The organism is Brevibacterium sp., assembly GCF_022712115.1.
Classification (GTDB): domain Bacteria; phylum Actinomycetota; class Actinomycetes; order Actinomycetales; family Brevibacteriaceae; genus Brevibacterium; species Brevibacterium salitolerans.
The window spans coordinates 1-14,308 of sequence record NZ_JALAHB010000111.1 but is presented as its reverse complement, the minus strand read 5'-3'; the positions used below and the strand labels follow the sequence as shown (position 1 = coordinate 14,308).

Here is a 14,308-nt window from a genome sequence, read left to right as displayed (position 1 = left end):
GGGTCTGTGTGTGCGTGTGTGCGCGGCCGCGGAATCGCGGCACCTGCTCGCCCGGCTGCTCGCGCCGTGGGCGGAGTCCGGCCCCGAGGCCGGGGATGGTGCCGGCCGCCGGATCGTCCTGCCCGCCGGCCCCGAGGGCGCGGACGCGGCGGCACCGCATGCCTGCCCCGAGGTCGACCTCGGGATCCTCACCGAGGCCTCGGCGGAGCGCGTCGCCTCCGTGCTCAGCACCCGGGTCACGCTGGCCGCGCTCGAACACCACCGGGGCGCGCACCTCCTGTTCCACGCCGGCGGGATCGCCGACGAACGGGGACGGGTCGCAGTCATCGTGGGGCCCTCCGGGCGCGGGAAGACGACGACCACGCGCCGCCTCGCCCAGGAGTACGGCTACGTGAGCGACGAGACCATCACCCTCACGGGAGACGGTGTCGTCCTGCCCTATCGCAAGCCGCTCTCCGTCATCACGGAAGGGCACGCGCACAAGCTGCAGATCGCTCCGTCCGCCCTGGGCCTGCTGCCCCTGCCGGATGCGGAGCTGCGGGTCGCCGGCCTCGTCCTGCTGGAACGCCGCGACGACGGCGCGGCGGAGTCCGCGGTGACGCCGGTGCCGCTCGCGGAGGCACTCGTGGAGCTCGTGCAGCAGACGAGCTACCTGGCGGAGCTGCCCCACCCCCTCCGGCGGATCGCGGAGACGGCGCGGGCCACGGGCGGGATCCGCCGGCTGCATGCGGGGGCACCGGAGCGGATCGCCGAGGCCGCTCCTGCGCTGTTTGCGCCGGGCGTCTGCGAGCGGTGGGAGCAGGTGCTGCCGATGGGTCCCGGGGAAGGCGGTGCTCGACGTGCCGGCGCCCGAGGCACAGGTGCCCGAGATGCCAGTGCGTCGTCCCAGCGCACTCTCGGGGTGGAGCCGGGTGAGCGCGGGGTGGAGCCGGGCGACGGCACAGGCCCCGGGCCGGCAGGACTGCCCTTTGCGGCCGCACCCGTGCTGGATGCGATCGAGTGCGAGAGCAGCACGGTGGTCTTCAGCGAGGACCGCCAGGTGAGGCTGCTCTCCGGACTGGGTTCCGTGCTGTGGCGCGGGGTCTGCGAGGGCGATGACTGGGAGGCTCTGGAGGCCCGTGTCATCGCGCAGCTGGGCACTCCGCCGGACGGAGATGTGCGCTCTGCGGTGTTCGAGGCGTGTGAGGCGCTCGTGGAGGCGGAGGTCTTCGCCTCGCGCCCTCGCGAGTGACCCGAACAGGCCGCGGCGCCGGGGAACCCGCGGCGCCGGTCATCCGCGATGTGACGTCTGCGTAGCGGCCGCCCACCCCGGCCGCTACGCAGACGTAACCTGGGCAGCGGGGGCGCTCCGCCCGGCTGCGTGGGACTCATGCGTGGGACTCATGCATGGGGCTCAATAGGCGCCCTCCTTGGCGAGCACCACCTTGACGGTGCGGATGAGGATGATGATGTCCTGGACGAACGACCAGTTCTCCACGTAGTAGAGGTCCAGGCGGATGCTCTCCTCCCAGTCCAGGTCCGAGCGCCCGCCGACCTGCCACAGTCCGGTGATCCCCGGCGTGACCTTGAGCCGGCGCATGGCGTAGGGGTCGTACTGGAGGACCTCGCGCTCCAGGGGCGGCCTGGGTCCCACCATGGACATGGTGCCCAGGAGGACGTTGAACAGCTGTGGGAGCTCGTCGATGGAGTAGCGGCGGATGAATGCGCCCACCCGGGTGATGCGCGGGTCGTCCTTCATCTTGAACAGGACGCCGTTGCCGGCGTCCTGGCCGTACAGCGCGCTGAGCTCCGCCACCTTCGCGTCCGCGTCCACCGCCATCGAGCGGAACTTGTACATGGTGAAGGGTGCGTTGCCGCGTCCTATGCGCTGCTGCGCGTAGAAGACGGGGCCGCCGTCGTCCAGCTTGATCGCGATGGCCGTGGCGAGCAGCAGCGGGGAGATGACGACGAGACCCACGGCGGCGCAGAAGAGGTCGAAGGTGCGCTTGAGCGCTGCCTGGAAGCCTTCGATCTTGGGGGTCGAGACGTGGATGAGGGGAAGATCCGCGACGGGATGGGAGTGGATGCGCGGCCCGGCGATGTCCGTGAGCGCCGGCGCGAGGACGAGGGAGATCTCCCGGGAGGCGAGCTCCCAGCTGAGCGCGCGCATGGTGCGCGGTTTGAGCCCGTGGCCGGTGATCGCGACGACCTCCGCGCGGTTCTCCAGGATGCTGTCCATGATCGCGTCCGCGGTCCGCTCCACGGAGACGACCGGGAGGGGGAGCTCCTGACCGTCCGGTGAGTGGAGGCTGTAGCCGGGGAGGACCGCGCCGATGGGCAGATACCCGCTGCCGGGCGTGCGTTCGAAGCTCCTGTGGAGCTGCAGGACCTCCGCGGGGCCGCCGATGATGAGGAGACGGCGGCTGAGCTCGCCGCGGCTGCGCCTGCGGATGATGAGCTTCCGGGAGATCCAGCGCCACAGCAGCAGGGCGAGGAGGCCCAGGGGTGCGGCGAGGGCGACGTAGCCGCGGGCCAGCTCGATGCGCAGCGCGTAGGAGACGATCGCGACCCCGCCGAACACGGCGAGCGTGGCCGCGAAGATCCTCTGGTACTCGAGGGCCCCGGAGCCGATCACCCGGATGTCCCAGGCACGCCAGATGTTCAGGGCGAGGACCCAGAGCACGCCGATCAGCACTCCGACGAGCCAGTAGTCGATGCGGAGATCGTCCGCGGCCAGCTGTGCGTTCTCGTCGCTGAAGCGCACGACCTGCGCGGCGGTGAGCGTGAGGACGATGATCAGGACATCGCCGATGAAGGCGTTGCGCGGCAGACGCTTCTGCCATGCAGACTCAACATCGTCTCTCAACGAGCCTCCTCGACAGCGTGTCAGAGCCACTGTACGAGATGTGACGCACAGTGGCTCTGAGAGAGTGGAGCGAATGCGGCTGTCCGGCGGAGAGCCGGGGCCTGGGGGCGAGTATAGGTATTTCTGGATATCGGAACGACCGGTTCTGCCCATGCGGGGAAAAGTGTGATCCCTTCGTTGCCTGATGGCGGGATCCGGACGCATGGTGACGCATTCCGGGAGGACGGCGACGCGCGCAGCGCAGTGCCTGCGATCCAGGGTGCGTTCGCGCGCTGCGGCCGACGAATTCTCCCCTTGAGTGGAATAGACTCAACTTTGTTCCTGTTGACCTGGCATACGCACAGACACCAGAGCAGAACGGAGTCCTCATGGAAGCCAAGTTCACCACCAAGTCCCAGGAGGTCCTGGCCGCAGCGGCCCAGGACGCCGTGGCGCGCGGCCACGGCCAGATCGAGCCCGCGCACATCCTCATGCAGCTGCTCGCGCAGCCGGAGAGCATCGCGGTCTCCCTGCTGGAGGCCGCGGGCGCGCAGGCCGCGCCCCTGCGCGCCGCCGCGGAGCGGATCCTCGCCGCGCAGCCCACGGTCTCCGGGCAGTCCGTGAGCCAGCCCGGCCTCTCCCGCCCGGCCATGGCGCTGCTGAATGCCGCGGAGCAGGAGATGCAGGCCCTGGGCGACACCTTCGTCTCCACGGAGCACCTCCTGCTGGGGGCCGCGGCGGAGCAGGGTGAGGTGGGTCAGGCGATGAAGAGCGCCGGGGCCACCCGAGAGGCCCTGCTCGCGGTCCTCCCGCAGGTGCGCGGCGGGAAGAAGGTGACGAGCGAGGATCCGGAGTCCACCTTCCAGGCGCTGGAGAAGTACGGCGTGGACCTCACGGCGGCCGCACGGGAGCGGAAGCTCGATCCGGTGATCGGCCGCGACTCGGAGATCCGCCGTGTGGTGCAGGTGCTCAGCCGCCGCACCAAGAACAACCCCGTCCTCATCGGCGAGCCCGGCGTCGGCAAGACCGCCGTGGTCGAGGGGCTCGCGCAGCGGATCGTCGCCGGCGACGTGCCGGAGTCCCTGCGCAACAAGCAGCTCATCAGCCTCGACCTCTCCGCCATGGTGGCGGGCGCCAAGTACCGCGGTGAGTTCGAGGAGCGCCTCAAGGCCGTGCTGGAGGAGATCAAGGGCTCCGACGGTGAGGTCATCACGTTCATCGACGAGATCCACACGGTCGTGGGCGCCGGTGCCGGAGGGGACTCCAGCATGGACGCCGGCAACATGCTCAAGCCCATGCTGGCCCGCGGCGAGCTGCGCATGATCGGTGCGACCACCCTGGACGAGTTCCGCGAGAACATCGAGAAGGACCCCGCCTTGGAGCGCCGGTTCCAGCAGGTGTTCGTGGGCGAGCCCAGCGTCGAGGACACCGTGGCGATCCTCCGCGGTCTCAAGGAGCGCTACGAGGCCCACCACCAGGTCACCATCGCGGACTCCGCGCTCGTGGCCGCGGCCTCCCTGTCCCACCGCTACATCCCGGACCGGCAGCTGCCGGACAAGGCGATCGACCTGGTGGACGAGGCGGCCTCGCGCCTGCGGATGGAGATCGACTCCGCTCCCATCGAGATCGACGAGCTCCGCCGTGTGGTGGACCGGCTGAAGATGGAGGAGCTCGCACTCTCGCAGGAGTCCGACGCCGCGTCGAAGGAGCGCCTCGAGGCGCTGCAGGCGGACCTCGCGGACAAGCAGGAGGAGCTCGGCCGCCTCAATGCGGTCTGGGAGCGCCAGCGCGCGGATCTCAACCGCGTGGGCGAGCTGAGGAAGAAGCTCGACGACCTGCGTTCGCAGGCGGAGATCGCCACGCGGGAGACGGACCTGGAGACCGCCTCGCGGCTGCTCTACGGCGAGATCCCCGCCGTGGAGAAGGAGATCGCCGCAGCCGAGGCCGCAGCGCAGGCCGCCGAGGCCTCGGGCGAGGACCAGGAGGACGGCTCCGACCGGCCCATGGTGAACGAGCAGGTGCGCGCCGACGACATCGCCGAGGTGGTCGCCGCCTGGACCGGCATCCCCGCCGGCCGTCTGCTGCAGGGGGAGCGGGAGAAGCTCCTTCACGCGGAGGACGTGATCGGTGAGCGGCTGATCGGGCAGAAGGCGGCGGTGCAGTCCGTCTCGGATGCGATCCGGCGTTCGCGCGCGGGTGTGTCCGATCCGGACAGGCCCACCGGTTCGTTCCTGTTCCTCGGCCCCACCGGTGTGGGCAAGACGGAGCTGGCGAAGTCCCTCGCGGATTTCCTCTTCGACGACGAGCGTGCGCTGGTGCGCATCGACATGAGCGAGTACGGGGAGAAGCACTCGGTGTCCCGGCTCGTGGGTGCGCCTCCCGGATACGTGGGCTACGAATCCGGCGGTCAGCTCACCGAGGCCGTGCGGCGCAGGCCGTACTCCGTCGTCCTGCTGGACGAGGTGGAGAAGGCGCACCCGGACGTCTTCGACATCCTCCTGCAGGTGCTCGACGACGGCAGGCTCACGGACGGGCAGGGCAGGACCGTGGACTTCCGCAACACGATCCTCATCCTCACCTCCAACCTGGGCTCGCAGTTCCTCGTGGACCAGTCGCTCACGCAGGAGGAGCAGAGGTCCAAGGTGATGGAGGTCGTGCACATGGCCTTCAAGCCGGAGTTCCTCAACCGGCTGGACGACGTCGTGCTCTTCGACGCGCTCAGCACCGCGGAGCTCAGCCGGATCGTGGATCTGCAGATCGCGGAGATGCAGCAGCGGCTCGCGGAGCGGCGCATCACCCTGCAGGCCACCGCGGCGGCCAAGGACTGGCTGGCGATGGAGGGCTACGACCCCGCCTACGGCGCTCGCCCGCTCCGTCGCCTGGTGCAGCGGGAGATCGGCGACAGGCTGGCCAAGGAGATCCTGGCGGGCGAGGTGCGCGACGGCGACACCGTGACGGTGGACCGGCCCGAGGCCTTCGAGGAGCAGGGCCTGAGGCTCAGCACCGTGCGGTGAGCCGGGCCGGGGTGACGAGCCGGGCCGGGGTGACGAGCCCGGCGGGTGAGCCCGGGCAGCTGACGTCCGCGGGCAGGCCGGCACCGGCCGGCACCGGCCGGAGGAATCCCTGCGGAGGAGCCGGGGAGAGCACGTGCTCTCCCCGGCTCCTCCGCGTCTCCACATGGTCCGGGCGGCCGAGGTGCGGGTCACCGCGCCTCGGCCGGTGCCGTCACGGCCGGGCAGGGCCGGAGACGGCCTCGCCCGGTGCGGAGCCGATGTCCTACAGCCGCGTCCGGGCTGTTCCGCCGAGCTCCGGGTCGAGCGGGCGCGGGGATCCCGCCAGCACGCCCGCCGCACCCATCGCGAGGGCGAGGACGACGAGCCCGAGCAGGGGCACGTCCCAGCTGCCGGTGCGGGACAGCACCATGCCGATGAGCAGCGGGCCGCCGGCGGCGAACAGGTAGCCTGCGGACTGCACGAAGGCGGACACCCGGGCCGTGATCTCCGGATCGCGGGTGCGGGCGCTGATGAGTGCGAGGGCGGAGGGGAACGAGAGAGCCCCGACCGCCAGGCACAGCGCCCAGAGCCACGGGAGAGAGGTGGGGGCCAGGAGGAGCCCCGTGTAGCCGGCGGCGGAGATCGCCCCGTAGCAGCCCAGCACGGTGCGGGTGTGCCAGCGGCGCACGACGATGAGCGGGGCGATGAAGCCGCCGGGGATGCCCACCGCGATGATGAGGGTGATCATGAACCCGGCCTCGACGGCGGAGAGCCCGGAATCGCGGTAGATCTGCGCGACCCAGCCGAAGTGGGTGTACGCGTGCAGCGACTGCAGCCCGAAGAACAGCGTGAGCAGCCAGACGCCGCGTGAGCGCACTACGCCGGGTGCCTGCTTCCGTGCGGAGCCTTCGCCGGGCTCCGCGGGCGCGCCGGAGCCTTCGCCGCCGTTCGCGGACGCAGGTGGTGCGCCGTCCGTGGGAGCCGTGGGTGCGTCCGCGGGCAGGTGGGCGCCTCGGACCTCGTCCTGGGGAGCGGCCTCGGGCGGGAACGCCGCCTTCCTGAAGGCGAACCAGGAGAGGAGCGCCATGAGCGGGAGGACGGTCCAGATGCCCAGTCCCAGCTGCCAGCCTCCCGAGGCCGCCGTGAGCGGGGCGGTGAACAGCGCCGGCAGCGTCGAACCGAGCCCCAGACTCCCCGTGAACAGGGTGACGGCCAGCGACTGCCGCTGCGGGAAGCGGGCCTTCGCGAAGACCGGCAGGAGCACGTTGCCCAGGGCCATGCCGGCGAGGGCGAGCGTGGTGAAGGCCGCGAAGCCCCACCAGCCCCCGGCGAAGATCCGGAGGAGCAGTCCCGCGCCGATCGCCGCGCTCGCGGCCGCCAGCGACCAGAACAGCCCGAGCCGGCGGAGCAGCACGAAGGAGAAGGCCCCGAACACGGCGAAGGCGAACCCGGGCATGGCGGTGAGCAGTCCGGTCTGCCAGCCGTGCAGTCCGAAGGCGGTCTGGAGCTCCTCCAGGACGGGGCCCACGGCCGTGGCCGCAGGGCGCAGGCAGATTGCCAGCAGAGCGAGGCTGATGAGGGCGAGTGCGTCGAGTGGGGTGCGGTGCGGATGCGGTCGGTTCACTGTGCGGCTCTGGTTCACTGTGCGGCTCTGTCGTCTTCCCGGAGGGAGGTCTCATGCGAGTGGGCGGTGTCGCCGTCCGTCCGGCCTGGACGGGCGAGGCCGCCCGGGTGGTCGGCCAGGCGGGTGCGGGCGGCCTCGGCGGCATCCGGTGCGAGGTGGCGCAGGCTGCTGTGCAGGTGAGCGGCGCCCAGACGGCCGGCGGCCTCGGCGTCCTGTTCCTCGATGGCCTCGCAGAGGGCGCGGTGCTCCGCGGTCATGTGCGCGAGGTCGTCATGCTGCGCCAGGAGCCAGCGCATGCGACTGTTGAGGGTCTGCCCGAGTTCGCGCAGCAGGTGGTTCCCGGCCAGCTCCAGCACGATCGCGTGGAAATCGGCGGCCGCGCGGCGGGCGCGGATCGCGTCTCCGCGCCCGGCGGCCTCGGCCTGAGCGCGCAGTGCGGCGCGCAGGCGCGCCAGGCCCGCAGGTGTGCGGCGGAGCGCGGCCAGGCGGAAGGCGCGGGCCTCCCAGAGGCGGCGCACCTCGATGAGGTCGGCGATGTCCTCCGGGGCGAAGACGCGGACGGTGGCCCAGGTGCGCGGCCGGAGCGTCACCAGTCCTTCCGCCGCGAGCGTCCTGAGAGCCTCGCGCACCGGAACCCGGCTCACAGCGAGCTCCTCGGCCAGACTGCGCTCGACGAGGCGGCTGCCGGGGGCGCGGACGCCGTCGAGGATCTGCTCACGCAGCTGCAGCGTGACGCGGGCGACCTCGGAGTCCTCATCGCCGGAGGGGAGCATGGGGGATTCCATGCGCGCCACCATAGCATTCGGTATACCAAAAAGTGGCCGCACCGGAACGGGAGGCATGCGGCACTGCCGCTGTCGTACCGGTGAGTCCGGCACTGCCGTCGTCGCTGTGAGCACACCGTCGTCCCGGTGAGCGCGCCGTCGCCCCGGGGTGGTGTCTTCCGTGTGCTCCTCGCTCGGTGTCGTTCGCCGGCGGCGGTGCGTCATTCGCCCGGTGCCGACCCGGGGCGGTACGCCGTCCTGCCGCCATAGAATCGCAGTGGCGGCGGAGCGGACGCGGTTTCTGCGGGAGAGGGTGATGCCGGGTGGATGCGGCAGCGGTGCTGGGGATGACCGGGCTCACGGTGGGGGAAGGGCGGCGCACGCGGCTGCGGAACGTGGACATGGACCTCCGCGCGGGGGAGGTCGTCGCCCTCGTCGGGGCGAACGGTGCGGGCACGTCCGCGCTCATCGAGGCCGCGAGCGGCAGGCGGCCGCCGGCTGCGGGACGACTGTGCGTGCACGGTGAGCCCGTCTCCCCGCGTGACGAGTCGGAGGCGCTCGCCGCGGGAATCAGCACCGTCGCCCAGCATCCGCGGATCCCGGCACCGCTGCTCACCGCGGAGGCGCTCTACAGGCACATGCCGGAGGAGGCGATGCCCGCGGATCGCCGTGCGGCGGCACAGCAGGCGTTCGCGGCGCACGGCCTCGACTTCACCGGTGCCGAGCGCATCGGGAGCCTGAGCGATGCGGAGATCGCGCTGGTGGAGATGGTCCGCGTCGCGCACGAGGGGAGCAGCGTCGTTCTCCTCGACGACGTCGCGAGCGCCCTCAGCGGATTCGACATGCTCCTCTGCATGGACCTGCTCCGCCGGATGGCCGCGCAGGGGCGGGCCGTCCTCTATGCGACGCACCGGCTCGAGGAGGTGCGGGGACTGTGCGACCGTGCGGTGATCCTGAGCGACGGTGAGGTGCGGGCCGAGGTCACGGGTGCCGACCTCGACCGCGACTCCCTCGTGCGCCGGGTGTTCGGTCAGAGGCTGCGCCGCCGCGCTCGCCCCCTGCCCGCGGAGCCCGGTGAGGTGCTTCTCTCCGTGACCGGCCTCGGCACGGCGGGCGGCGTGCGCGGTGCGAGCTTCTCCGTGCGCGCAGGCGAGGTGCTGGGGATCGCGGGGCTGCGCGGCTCCGGTGCGGAATCCGTCATCAGGGCGGCCGCGGGCAGGGAGGAGGTCACCGCGGGGACCGTCGAGGCGGTCGAGAGCTCCGTCTTCGTCCTCGACGACCCCACCCGTGGGGTGGACGAGGCGGGCCGGGTCGCATTCCGGCGTCATCTGCAGGAGCTCACGGCATCCGGCGCTGCGGTCCTGCTCGGGTCCCCGGACCTCACGGAGATCATCGGCAGCTGTCACCGGGTGGTGGTGTTCCGCGACGGCCTCTGCTGCGGGATGTTCGAGAACTCCGCCCTGGACGAGGACCGGATCGTCGCGCTCTCCGCCGGCAGCCGCCGAGGTGAGGACCCGCGCGAGACCGAAGAACAGGTCCGCAGCCCTGCGCCCGGCAGGCACCCCTCCGATCCCGCCGCGGTCCACCAGGACTGGCCGTACGGCAGAGCGGTGCCTGTGGCGCTGCCGGGGTGAGGCTGCGGGGGTGAGGGCGGGTCCCGGCGGCATGCATCCACCGGCCCGCATCCGGCAACCCGCATCCGCCGGCAGCGAGGACCCTCAGCGAGATGGAGGACGCCCCCGCAGCCCGTCGCTCACGAGGCGGCGCGGGCCCCGCTGCGCAGAGCCGAGGGAGAATCATAACCCTCCTGCGCGAATGCGCGTGCCAGGCTGGAAGCGCCTCCGTAGCCCACGTGCTGTGCGATGCGCGCCGTGCTCAGCGCGTCGTACGTCTCATCCTGCAGCAGTTCTGCGGCCTGCTGCACGCGGACGCTGCGGAGAGTGCCCCGGATGCTGGCCCCGCGCCGGGCGAAGAGCCGTTCGAGCTGCCGCCTGGACATGTTCACCGTCGCGGCGATGCGGTCGGAGCTGAGCGTGGGGTCCGCGTACTGCGCGGCGATCACGTCGAGTGCGTCGCTGTAGGCGTCCCGGGGCGTGAGGACGCGCGAGATCCTGGCCGTGTGGGCGACGATGCCCAGCATCATCTCCTGGATCAGCTTCTCCACGTAGTACACGCTGAGCGCGGAAGCGGAGGCGCCGTCGCCGCGTGCCGCCTGTGAGGCGAATGCGGCCATCGGCATGAGCAGCATGGGCGTCCCGGCGAGCAGCAGCGGCGCAGTGCCGACGTCGGAGAATCCCTCCAGCTCTGCGGCGAGTTCGAGGGGCACCGAGATGACGACGCTCTCGCAGCCCTCCGCCGTGAACAGCTCGCAGTCCGCGAGGGAGTGGAGCAGCGCACCCTCACCGTCGCAGACCTGGGACGCGGTGCGCCCGGCCGTGGCCGGCCACTCGTCCGCGGCCGGCTGCGGGCCGGTCGCGGACCGGGAGACGGTGCCGCCCTCGTGGGGCCGGAGGACTATCCGGAGGTCGCCGCCGCGAGCCACCAGCAGATGGAGGGCGTCCGTGCCGAGGTCCAGGTCCAGGCCGGTCGCGGCGTCCAGGCGGTGGATCGACACGGAGACGGAGCCGAAGTCCGCACGGACGTGCGCGTTCATGCCGGGCCCTCCCCTCCGCCGCCGGATCCAATTCAGTGCGGTGATCGTATGACGCGTCCGGTGGCGAAGAGGTCCGAGGCAGCGGCGGCGGAGGATTGTTCACCCTCGAATTCACCCTGTCGCGGGCTTCGGGGTGAAGGAGCCGTCATACCGCATGCGGGCGACCGGTCACGGCTCGGGCAGCAGCCCCTGTCCGCGCGCGAGGTCCAGAGCCTCCCGGCGCGAGGACGCACCGAGCTTGCGGTAGATGCTGCGTAGCTGGGTCTTCACGGTGTTGGGCGAGACGACGAGGACCTCGGCGATGTCACGGGCGGAGGCGTGCGAGGCGAGTGCGCTGAGGACGACCTTCTCCCGCCGTGTGAGGAGCGGGGCCGGGAACCGCTGCGGCGAGACAGGGCCGCCGGGCTCCGGTGCGCGGCCCGGCACGGCTCCGGGGGTCGCCTCCCGTGCGTCGAGGAAGCGGCCGACCACGGCGCCGCTGTCGTCGGCGAACAGCTCGCCGAGACGCCGCCGGTCCTCGGGCCGCAGCCAGGCCACGTGAGCGCGGGGGCCGTACACGTCCCACGTGACCGCGCTCGCGACCAGCAGTGCCCTGGCGTCGTCGAGGGCCCCGACCCGCAGGGCGGCCACCGCGCCCAGGAGCTGGGTCTCCGCCTCCGAGCGGAGCGTGTGGCCTGTGCACTCCAGTGCGCGCCGTGTGCGGTCGTGGGCCTCCTGCTCCCTGCCGGAGGCCAGCAGCACCGCGATCTGCGCACCTGCCAGCTGGGGCCCGAGCCGGGGGAGCCGGGCCAGCAGGCGCGCCGCCTCAGCCGTTTCGCCCGCGGAGACCAGTGCGAGGGCCAGCACCGCGCAGAGGCGTTCGGTGGCCACGTTCTCGCCCACGCCCGGCGGCGGGACAGCGCCGCGCAGCTCGCGCAGCAGCCGCCGCGCCTCGGGCAGGCCCTGCCCCAGACCGCTGCGGGCGGAGAGGGAGAGCGCGGTGAGGAACGGCCAGAACTCCGCCGTGCCGATGAAGCCGTCCGCGTGGCGCAGGACGTCGAGGGCTCCGGCGTGGTCGAGGGCGTCCAGGCGGTGGTACCCGTTCGCGACGATTCCCATGCCGTTGAGGTAGGAGTCGCGGAACTCCGGCGGCCACGAGCGGGTGTCGATCGATGCGGACAGCGCTCCGGCGCGGATCACGTCGCCGGTGAATGCGTGATAGCCAGCGGCGTAGACGAGGGAGAAGTCCCGCGTGACCGGAGTGCGGCACAGGGAGACCGAGCGTTCCGCGGCCTGCATCGCCTCGTCGAACTGGCCGCCCTGGAACAGCGAATAGCTGAGCTGCCGCAGGATCGTCCCCACGTGCCCGCTGAACTGCGAGCCGTTCGCCGCGCTCGCCTGCTCGGCGAGCCGCAGTGCGCGCGTGCTGAGCGCGGCGGATTCGCGGTGCCGGTTGGCGAGCCGCCAGGCGATGGCGCGCATCGCGGCGAGGGCGAACTCGTCGACGTGCGGTTCCGCGTAGGAGTGGCCGGCCTCGGCCTCCGCCGCGATCCGTGCGATCCGGGGTGCTTCCGCGCGGCGGACGGGGCTGGCGGTCAGTGCGAGGGCGAGCCCGAATGCGAGCATGGGGTGCGTGCGGAGATCGTCTTCGGGGACGCCGCTCAGCGGTGTGAGGAAGCGATCGGTGGTGTAGCTGTCCGGGTTCTCGATGACGAGTGTGAAGAAGACGCGGTCCGCGAGGCGATGGTCCCGTCCCTCCAGGGCGTAGAGGAGCGCCTGCGAGACGACCTCCTCGTTGTCGAGCAGCCATTCCGCCGTCGTGGTGCACAGCTGTGAGAAGCGCGCCGGATCGCGGGAGGCCCGGGTCCGGAACGACGAGCGGATCGTCTCGACGTACTGGAAGACCTGCCGTCCGGGGGCGTAGGGAATCCATCTGCCGAACCCGTTCCGCTCCAGGACGGAGAACAGCGCGGACGCGTCTGCGGCTCCGGTCAGGCGCCTGCCCAGCTCCACGTCCACGTACGGAGGAACGCTGGTGTCGGAGACGAACTGCACGGTCCGTGCATCCGGCAGGAGCGATTCGAGCCGTGCCGTGACGGCACCCCACTCCTCGGAGTCCAGCGGCGGCATCCGGCCCAGTTGCGCGATGGTGAGGACGACTGAGCGGACCGCCAGTGCGAAGCCCCGCGTCGCGCGGACCACGGCGGCCGCCGCCGAGGCCGCGGTCGCCTCGTCGCGCATGCCCGCCTGGCTCTGCAGCAGCTCCTTCGTCTCGTCCTCGGTGAGTGCGAGCTCGCTCAGGGTGACGACGCGCACCACGGAACCGTCCGTGAGATCGAGGTCCGCCGTGCGGGTGGGGGCGCGCGTCGTGAGGACGACGCGGAGCTCCGGCCGTTCCGCGAGGAGGTGCATGAGGTCCGCGTCGACGGCGTGCATCGACTCGCCCAGATGCTCGTAGGCGTCGTCACGCCCTCGCTCAGGGGCACCCAGATCGCGGGCAGGTCCCCCTGCCGGCGCAGCCAGCTGCGCACCAGGGTGGTCTTGCCGCAGCCGCTGGGCCCCTGCACGATGCAGAGGCGGACGTGCCCGGCGTCGAGCACGCGATAGAGGCGGGGCCGGTCGACGATGCCTGCGACCGGGTCCGTTGTGGGGGCCATGCCCTATTCTCCTCGAAACAGCTGCCGGCACCGTGGTCGTCTCGGGGAATGCCGTTCCCGCCACCCTCCCGCGGGCCGGAAGGACATGAGCGAAGCGGAGGAGCGGGCGTGAGCCCGCGCCTCCGCAGCACGTCCCCCGGCAGCGGCAGCGGTGCCGGGGGACGGATGCCCAGGGGCGAGGTCGGGACGGGGGTCTCCGCGCCGTGCCCCTGGGCGGCCTCGTGTCCGCTCAGGGCAGGACGGTGCCGCCCCAGGACTGCCCCGGGTCCACGGGGCCCTCGCTCACGAGCCGGTACGAGCCCGGCACCGGGCTGTTGAAGGTGATGTTCACGGAGGTCACTCCGTCGTCCGGAGTGATGAGCCACTCGCCGTCGGAGAGCTTCACGATCGTGCCGCCCATGATCGCGGTGACGATGGTGTCGAAGTCGAGGTCCGAGGAGAGGAGACGGAAGGTCTGGCCGTTCGGGAAGTATCCCTCGTTGCCGTTCGGATCGAGCCCCTGCGGGCGGATGAACCCGACGTTGCCGACTTTCGGGCTGGTGCTCGTTCCGCCGATGCTCGTCGCCTCCTCCGGCGGTTCCGTGCTCGCGGCGGCCATCGGCGCGGTGGCCGCCGCTGCGATGACGGGAGTGGCCCATGCGGCCGCCTTCGTGAACGTCCGGCGGCTGGTGCCCGCCTTGATCTGCGTCATCCTTCTGCTTCCTTCGGTGTGATGGGTGGAGCGCGGCCCCGGCGCGCTCCGCCCAGCACACCGGAGGCAGGGGAAGGGTGACGCGGATCAAGGCGGGCGCCCGCCGCCGGCCGGGCGCGAGGG

Annotated in this window: 9 protein-coding genes; 3 read left to right on the top strand and 6 right to left on the bottom strand. The window is 71.9% G+C overall.

Going from position 1 to position 14,308, the window contains the following annotated elements; genetic code table 11:
- Nucleotides 1-1,231 (top strand): hypothetical protein (locus tag Q0A33_RS06680; RefSeq protein WP_291794661.1); only part of this gene is annotated, 1,231 nt, incomplete at its 5' end.
- A 162-nt stretch (nucleotides 1,232-1,393) separates the two neighbouring features.
- Here the strand turns inward: Q0A33_RS06680 and Q0A33_RS06675 are convergent.
- Nucleotides 1,394-2,845 (bottom strand): sugar transferase, encoded by a 1,452-nt coding sequence (locus Q0A33_RS06675; RefSeq protein WP_291794660.1) that lies wholly within the window; start codon nucleotides 2,843-2,845, stop codon nucleotides 1,394-1,396.
- Between the two features lie 368 nt (nucleotides 2,846-3,213).
- Between Q0A33_RS06675 and clpB the strand changes: the two genes are divergently transcribed.
- On the top strand, nucleotides 3,214-5,838 hold the full coding sequence (clpB, locus tag Q0A33_RS06670; protein WP_291794659.1) for an ATP-dependent chaperone ClpB: 2,625 nt from the start codon (nucleotides 3,214-3,216) through the stop codon (nucleotides 5,836-5,838).
- A 262-nt stretch (nucleotides 5,839-6,100) separates the two neighbouring features.
- Here clpB and Q0A33_RS06665 read toward each other — a convergent pair whose 3' ends face one another.
- The gene (locus Q0A33_RS06665; RefSeq protein WP_291794658.1) at nucleotides 6,101-7,441 is read right to left on the bottom strand and encodes an MFS transporter; all 1,341 of its coding nucleotides are present in this window, start codon (nucleotides 7,439-7,441) and stop codon (nucleotides 6,101-6,103) included.
- Between the two features lie 14 nt (nucleotides 7,442-7,455).
- Entirely contained in the window at nucleotides 7,456-8,226 is a 771-nt protein-coding gene (locus Q0A33_RS06660; RefSeq protein ID WP_291794657.1) for a GntR family transcriptional regulator, read from the bottom strand.
- 302 nt (nucleotides 8,227-8,528) lie between these two features.
- Here Q0A33_RS06660 and Q0A33_RS06655 point away from each other — a divergent pair, with 302 nt between their 5' ends.
- Nucleotides 8,529-9,839: an ATP-binding cassette domain-containing protein gene (locus tag Q0A33_RS06655; protein ID WP_291794656.1), complete on the top strand. Its 1,311-nt coding sequence runs from the start codon at nucleotides 8,529-8,531 to the stop codon at nucleotides 9,837-9,839.
- Between the two features lie 119 nt (nucleotides 9,840-9,958).
- Here Q0A33_RS06655 and Q0A33_RS06650 read toward each other — a convergent pair whose 3' ends face one another.
- From Q0A33_RS06650 to Q0A33_RS06640, 3 genes are all read right to left on the bottom strand, one after another.
- On the bottom strand, nucleotides 9,959-10,858 hold the full coding sequence (locus Q0A33_RS06650) for an AraC family transcriptional regulator (RefSeq protein ID WP_291794655.1): 900 nt from the start codon (nucleotides 10,856-10,858) through the stop codon (nucleotides 9,959-9,961).
- 168 nt (nucleotides 10,859-11,026) lie between these two features.
- Nucleotides 11,027-13,273 (bottom strand): LuxR C-terminal-related transcriptional regulator, encoded by a 2,247-nt coding sequence (locus Q0A33_RS06645; RefSeq protein WP_291794654.1) that lies wholly within the window; start codon nucleotides 13,271-13,273, stop codon nucleotides 11,027-11,029.
- A gap of 450 nt (nucleotides 13,274-13,723) precedes the next feature.
- On the bottom strand, nucleotides 13,724-14,185 hold the full coding sequence (locus Q0A33_RS06640; protein ID WP_291794653.1) for a hypothetical protein: 462 nt from the start codon (nucleotides 14,183-14,185) through the stop codon (nucleotides 13,724-13,726).
- Between the last annotated feature and the right edge of the window lie 123 nt (nucleotides 14,186-14,308).